This window comes from Methylocucumis oryzae, assembly GCF_000963695.1.
In the GTDB taxonomy this organism is placed as follows: Bacteria; Pseudomonadota; Gammaproteobacteria; order Methylococcales; family Methylomonadaceae; genus Methylovulum; species Methylovulum oryzae.
Genome location: NZ_LAJX01000358.1, coordinates 1 through 4,126, shown reverse-complemented (window position 1 = coordinate 4,126; position 4,126 = coordinate 1). Strand labels below are relative to the sequence as shown.

Annotated in this window: 6 protein-coding genes; 1 reads left to right on the top strand and 5 read right to left on the bottom strand. The window is 50.5% G+C overall.

Annotated features, from left to right (window positions below; genetic code table 11):
- Window positions 1–175 precede the first annotated feature (175 nt).
- Window positions 176–1,042, top strand: coding sequence for a tyrosine-type recombinase/integrase (locus tag VZ94_RS21555; RefSeq protein ID WP_157845018.1), 867 nt, complete (start codon window positions 176–178; stop codon window positions 1,040–1,042).
- Window positions 1,043–1,653: 611 nt separating this feature from the next.
- Here VZ94_RS21555 and VZ94_RS21545 read toward each other — a convergent pair.
- From VZ94_RS21545 to VZ94_RS21530, 5 genes are all read right to left on the bottom strand, one after another.
- On the bottom strand, window positions 1,654–2,181 hold the full coding sequence (locus VZ94_RS21545; protein WP_045780819.1) for a YybH family protein: 528 nt from the start codon (window positions 2,179–2,181) through the stop codon (window positions 1,654–1,656).
- Between the two features lie 27 nt (window positions 2,182–2,208).
- Window positions 2,209–3,102 carry a copper homeostasis membrane protein CopD gene (gene copD / locus VZ94_RS21540; protein WP_045780818.1) on the bottom strand — a complete coding sequence of 298 codons (894 nt, stop codon included), beginning with the start codon at window positions 3,100–3,102 and terminating at the stop codon, window positions 2,209–2,211.
- 10 nt (window positions 3,103–3,112) lie between these two features.
- Complete coding sequence (locus VZ94_RS21535; protein ID WP_239650142.1) at window positions 3,113–3,517, bottom strand: copper resistance protein CopC; 405 nt, start codon at window positions 3,515–3,517, stop codon at window positions 3,113–3,115.
- Window positions 3,518–3,545: 28 nt separating this feature from the next.
- A complete protein-coding gene (locus tag VZ94_RS33015) occupies window positions 3,546–3,665 on the bottom strand; it encodes a copper resistance protein B (RefSeq protein ID WP_204369266.1) in 120 nt (39 codons plus the stop codon).
- Window positions 3,655–4,126 (bottom strand): copper resistance protein B (locus tag VZ94_RS21530; RefSeq protein ID WP_204369265.1); only part of this gene is annotated, 472 nt, incomplete at its 5' end. The genes VZ94_RS33015 and VZ94_RS21530, both read right to left, overlap by 11 nt.

The window sequence follows — 4,126 nt, the reverse complement described above, 5'->3', positions numbered from 1 at the left end:
AAACGCAAAGATACAATCGAGCAAGATCGAAAAGGTGATATGCCAATTCTCGGACTTTATCGGCGCTAGGCGCTCGATCCGCTCGATCACTGCCATAGATGTTTCGTCGTACCGCGAGACGCTGAGGATGCTGCCTCCAAAATGGAGCGTAAACAAGTTGCTACATGGCCTCTCAATGCAAGAAGCTGCCAAAAAAGCGAGAGAACTCAAGCTCAAGCAAACAGCGTTTACGACGATCAACAAACACCTTTCAACAATCTCTCCCTTGTTTAAATGGGTAGCACAAAAACCAGAGTTCGCTGGTCTGCAAAATCCCTGCACGGGTTTGTTCCACGACAAGGTAAAAGGAAACAATCCTCGCCCTTCCCTTCCGTCTGACATGCTTAATGTCATCCTTTCCTCACCGTTGTTCACTGGATTTCAGGAGAATGGCAAAGAGCATAAACTGGGTGATTGTTTGGCCGACGACTGGCGCAAATGGATACCCTTAATTGTCCTTTTTACAGGAGCGCGAATTGGCGAAGTCGCTCAGCTCCGACTTTCTGATATTCGCTGTGACCATGGCATTTGGTATTTTCTTATTGCTCACGATGAAAAGGCAGGATTGACGACGAAAAGCGGAGAGTCCCGCATTGCTGTAATGCATAACATTTTGCAGCAAGAACTTCGTTTTATAGATTTCGTGGAACGAAGACTACAGACGAGCAGGGGCGATACGACAGTTCGCCTATTCGCCGAACTCGTCCCAAATGGTCGAGGTCAGATAGGAGACGCGCCTTCGCGTTGGTGGCGAAAATATTTGAAAAACATTCAGGTCAAATCAGGAGCAGACGGATTTGGTGCACACAGCTTTCGGCACGGATTGGCTGACCGGCTTCGAGTAGAAGCAGATTTGCTCGATACCGAAGTTGCAGTATGCCTTGGACATGTTATCAAATCGACCACCAGCGGTTATGGATCGGTATCGCAGGGAACGTTTGAAACTGCAAAAAGAGTGGATGGATCGAGTTACTTGGGAAGGCGTGGACTTCTCCAAAATTAGGGAGTGTGAGCTGACAGTCGATGACAGTTAATTTTAGCTGCACCACGTTCACCTAGAGCTAGTCCGATATTTGAAGTCAAATGTTTAATCTAACGCTGCGATTATTTTTGCTGTAACATTACACGAATTTTTTATAAACTCTCATCAATTTGTAATTTAGCCAATATTATACTAATACTTGTAAGGCTTTTACGAGAGCTCTCGATTTTGTCAAAAAAGATGTAAACAACGTGTTCGGTTATAGAGCCAATACCTTCGTAGAGGCTAACTCGGTACAGTTTCCCCACTCTGAAGTGCCTGATCAAGCGACTCGAAGTGAATTTCAAACTCATCCAGGGCCGGTGATGGACGCGAACGATGAGGTTGTCTGGATTACCCTCAAAGGCGGGCCGACGGAAAAGCGAGACTTTGCTATCGTCATCGCGAAGTTCGACCCTAAATTCGCCGTCAGCCTTCCCTTCAAACTATTGATACCACGGCCCTACAGCCTATTTTACTTTAGCAAGCTGATATCTGGAATAGCGGTTTCCAGCCCAGTTACTGATATCACTTTCTACAGAAAGAACGGCAGTTATTGACGAGGATTTTCGAGTTGCTCAACGACCGCAATATCAGCGAAACTTTTTCAAAGTTTTCGCGGAAGACCAATGTATGTGACTGATTTGCCAACCAGCGGCGGATTTAGTCAACAACATGGTCTCTATCGAACGGCTGTTAATAGTGCTGTTGCGAAATGTGCCCGTTACTTTCTCCACGCTGGTAACCCAAGCAAACATCTCCGAACCAACTGTGCTCCTGCTTTCCAACGTGCGTTTGACCGCCATGCTGAACTCTGCGTCAGCGTGTAGATGATGCGAGGCATATTCCGCCTTGCTCCGTTCTACACCACCAGATTCGAAAATGAGGACGTCGTCAGCAAGCAGCGCCAACGCAGCTTGAGTATCGCCGCGCACTAATGCGGAATGAAAGGCCTCCACGGTTCCAACTGCCGTTGTTGCCGGGGGTCGGTCGGTAATCGGGTTCGTAGATGCACTTCTTTCAGTATCGTGCGCGCCCGGATGGAACGCAGTTAGGGTCAGTAATGCAGTTGCAAGCGCTGCCAACTGAAGGATCTTTGGGGTCTGGGCTTTCAATTTCATCCTCGACTTTCGTAAGTGAAACGCTGTTCATTCCGTCGGCATCATCATGCCCAGTAATGCCACTGATGCGATGACCAATATCGCAAGGCCAAACTCGGCGGCAAGGCTGATCCTCACCGCCTTCAATATGTCCGTCTCGCCAACCATCGACCTCGTCCATCGCTTAGCGTACCGGGCATGGCAAGCGGCACTGCAAAGCATGAGCAATACCAGCGCCAATTTCAGCAACAGAATCTGCCCGTAAGGTTGTTCTGTCACGCTCATGGTGATGTTCAAACCGAAAATCAGTTCGGCATTTATGATGCCTGTTATGGCAACAATGCTTACGAGGACAACACCGATCGGTGCGAAACGGTGCATGCCCTTGAGTAATAAATCCGGATTGGCTTGTTGTGGTGCACGATGTGCTTGAACCGCGAGCAAGAGGAACCACAAAATCGCACCGATCCAGAAACCAGCAGCGAGCAAATGCAGAGCATCATTGAGACGATGGAAAAACCCCCAGCCGCCTTCGCTTGCGGCCGCATGTCCGCTCCACGGCAAAGTTGCAAGCGCGAAAGCATAACACATCACCGCCACGCCCGACAGGGGCTTGCTAATCCAGACAACACCAAGAGCGACAATCAAAAACCCAAACCGTGCTAAGAACGCCCAGCCCATATCGGTGGTAAAGAGCATCGCCTCGACAGTTGCCCAATCGAGAGCCACGACCGCCTGCCCCATCATCACCGCGATACCGATCAGCATCAACAAAACTGTCACCACAGGCGCAGCTAACGCAGCAATCCCTATCAGCAAACGGGAAATTTCAACGGTATCAACCTGGCGCAATCCGACGAGGCGGAATGCCATGCCGCCGAAAAGAATTAGCAACAGCGCATAATGCACAAACCGCAGCGCCATCGTGAGCCAGTCTTCCATACAAGGAGTTTCACTTCACGATGAAGTTGACTTTGCCCTTCATCCGGTGACCGTCCGCTCCAGCCGCCTGCCAACGCACTTCATAGGTGCCAGCAACCAGCGGCTTTTTGAGGTTAAGGGTGAGCTTGCGGTTGCTGTCCGACCAGCTTTGCGTGAAGTTGCGAATCTGCATTTCACCATGATTGGGCATGCCCGGCATTGCCGTCATGACGATCGATACCCCGACCGTTGGCACGAGCAGGGCTTCGCTGAACGTTATCGTCACTTTGCGCACAGAAGCGACCTTCGCGCCTTGTGCCGGCGTTGATGCGACGACTTTTGTATGCGCCATTACCGGCGCCGGTGCCGAGACTGTCGCCAGCGCTAAAGCCGCTGTGACCATTATTAGACGGAAATTCATCGCTAAATCCTTCATTTTCAAAACCAGAAACGTAAGCCGACCACTAAGTTGGTCGTGCTGGGGTCTTCATCGCTGCACGTGCAAAGTCGGCAGTGTTGCCCAGCCGCCAGCTTTGTTCAACGCCAATATACGGAGCGAATTCGCGAATAAACTCATAACGCAACCTGACGCCCAGTTCGATTTTGTTGATGCCAGCGACCAATACCAAGATGCGGAACGTTTTGAGCAGACATATTCAATTCTGCCCTAGGCTGCAGGATCAACTTTTTGGTGATACGCTGATCGAGTTCAGCCTCGACCCGAGCCGTAACATCTCCACGGTGCGAGACGAACAGCGCTGCGTCGATTTCAAACATATAAGGTGCAAGGCCTTGCACGCCCAACACAGCGTGGGTAGTCGACAGGCCGACCACATCCTGCCGCACACCAATTTGCATATCCCAGAACGGATCAAACGCTTTTGACCAGAGCGCCTGGATTTCTGCATCCTCTATCTGCTCGCCAAAGCTTCCTTCACCCTCGCTTTTGAGCCAGAGGCGGCTGGTGGGGCCGCCATAATAACCCTGAACATCCCAAAGATACCCGTCGCTTCCTTGTCGAACATGCGTTTCAAATCGGTCAGCC

Excerpts from the sequence above, each read along its gene's own strand:
- VZ94_RS21545 (WP_045780819.1), bottom strand. The coding sequence starts at position 2,181 with ATGAAATTGAAAGCCCAGACCCCAAAGATCCTTCAGTTGGCAGCGCTT.
- VZ94_RS21555 (WP_157845018.1), top strand. The coding sequence starts at position 176 with ATGCAAGAAGCTGCCAAAAAAGCGAGAGAACTCAAGCTCAAGCAAACA.
- VZ94_RS21535 (WP_239650142.1), bottom strand. The coding sequence starts at position 3,517 with ATGAAGGATTTAGCGATGAATTTCCGTCTAATAATGGTCACAGCGGCT.
- copD (WP_045780818.1), bottom strand. The coding sequence starts at position 3,102 with ATGGAAGACTGGCTCACGATGGCGCTGCGGTTTGTGCATTATGCGCTG.